We start from the raw sequence: 2,038 nt of genomic DNA on the forward strand, positions 1-2,038 counted from the left end.
GAGAGACTGCCGTCGTAAGATGTGAGGAAGGTGGGGATGACGTCAAATCAGCACGGCCCTTACGTCCGGGGCTACACACGTGTTACAATGGGGGGTACAGAAGGCAGCTACCTGGTGACAGGATGCTAATCCCAAAAGCCTCTCTCAGTTCGGATCGAAGTCTGCAACCCGACTTCGTGAAGCTGGATTCGCTAGTAATCGCGCATCAGCCACGGCGCGGTGAATACGTTCCCGGGCCTTGTACACACCGCCCGTCAAGCCATGGGAGCCGGGGGTACCTGAAGTGCGTAACCGCGAGGATCGCCCTAGGGTAAAACTGGTGACTGGGGCTAAGTCGTAACAAGGTAGCCGTACCGGAAGGTGCGGCTGGAACACCTCCTTTCTGGAGCGATGTTGAAAACGACGTTCATTGGTTCTAAAATTGTACTACTGGTACTTGTTTATTTATAGAATATAGATCAACCATCTATAGCAATATAGATAGAGATAAACAAGAGAAAAACAGAAGCCGAGTCTAAAACAGGACACGGTTGAACTAGTCCTATAGCTCAGTTGGTTAGAGCGCTACACTGATAATGTAGAGGTCGGCAGTTCAACTCTGCCTGGGACTACCAACAGATAGATATTTTATCTTGTATGATTGGGGGATTAGCTCAGCTGGCTAGAGCATCTGCCTTGCACGCAGAGGGTCAACGGTTCGAATCCGTTATTCTCCACTCCGATACCGCAACCTAACATGCTTGCGTGTAATCAAACGATCTTTGACATGATGTACAGAAAAAAGTAAATTTAGTAAGAGCTAAAAGTATATATCGAACCATTGGGTTCATCTCCTTTTCAAAGGAAATGATCCCTGGCGATAAAAGAAAGTAAATAAGGGCGCATGGCGGATGCCTTGGCTCTCGGAGGCGATGAAGGACGTGATAAGCTGCGATAAGCTTCGGGTAGGTGCAAATGACCTTTGATCCGAAGATTTCCGAATGGGACAACCCGGCATTCTGAAGGAATGTCATCCAACTTGGTTGGAGGCTAACGCAGGGAACTGAAACATCTTAGTACCTGCAGGAAAAGAAAATAAATAATGATTCCCCTAGTAGTGGCGAGCGAACGGGGATTAGCCCAAACCACCCATGTTACGGCATGTGTGGGGTTGTAGGACCACGCTCTCGCAAGACAGTTATTGAGAAGAAACGACTGGAAAGTCGTGCCATAGACGGTGATAGCCCGGTATTCTAAGGTAACCGAAGCGTAGTGGTATCCTGAGTAGCGCGGAGCACGAGGAATTCTGCGTGAATCAGCCGGGACCATCCGGTAAGGCTAAATACTCCCGAGAGACCGATAGCGAACCAGTACTGTGAAGGAAAGGTGAAAAGCACTTCGAATAGAAGAGTGAAATAGTCCCTGAAACCATGCGCCTACAAGCGGTCGGAGCAGCTTATGCTGTGACGGCGTGCCTTTTGCATAATGAACCTACGAGTTACTTTTTCCGGCAAGGTTAAGCATCTTGAGATGTGGATCCGAAGCGAAAGCGAGTCTGAATAGGGCGGATAGTCGGAAGGAGTAGACGCGAAACCAAGTGATCTACCCTTGGGCAGGTTGAAGGTTAGGTAACACTAACTGGAGGACCGAACCGATAAGCGTTGAAAAGCTTCCGGATGACCTGAGGGTGGGGGTGAAAGGCTAATCAAACTTGGAGATAGCTCGTACTCCCCGAAATGCATTTAGGTGCAGCCTTGAGAGTTACTAATGTGAGGTAGAGCGACTGATAAGATGCGAGGGCTTCACCGCCTATCAAGTCTTGATAAACTCCGAATGCGCATTAGTTCTATCTCAGGAGTGAGGGCATGGGTGCTAAGGTCCATGTCCTAAAGGAGAAGAATCCAGACCATCAGCTAAGGTCCCCAAATAAACACTAAGTTGAACTAACGAAGTCAGATTGCTAAGACAGCTAGGATGTTGGCTTGGAAGCAGCCATTCATTTAAAGAGTGCGTAACAGCTCACTAGTCGAGGAGTTTGGCGTGGATAATAATCGGGCAT

The 2,038-nt window shown here is 48.5% G+C and carries 2 tRNA genes and 2 rRNA genes; all 4 read left to right on the forward strand.

The window, feature by feature from the left end:
- Positions 1–382: ribosomal RNA gene (locus WS34_RS14355) — 16S ribosomal RNA — on the forward strand; the annotation flags it as partial.
- A 155-nt stretch (positions 383–537) separates the two neighbouring features.
- Positions 538–614 (forward strand) — tRNA-Ile (locus WS34_RS14360).
- 28 nt (positions 615–642) lie between these two features.
- A tRNA-Ala gene (locus WS34_RS14365) sits at positions 643–716 on the forward strand.
- Between the two features lie 147 nt (positions 717–863).
- Positions 864–2,038, forward strand: a 23S ribosomal RNA gene (locus WS34_RS14370); the annotation flags it as partial.

This window comes from Odoribacter sp. N15.MGS-14 (assembly GCF_000980245.1).
In the GTDB taxonomy this organism is placed as follows: Bacteria; Bacteroidota; Bacteroidia; order Bacteroidales; family Marinifilaceae; genus Odoribacter; species Odoribacter splanchnicus.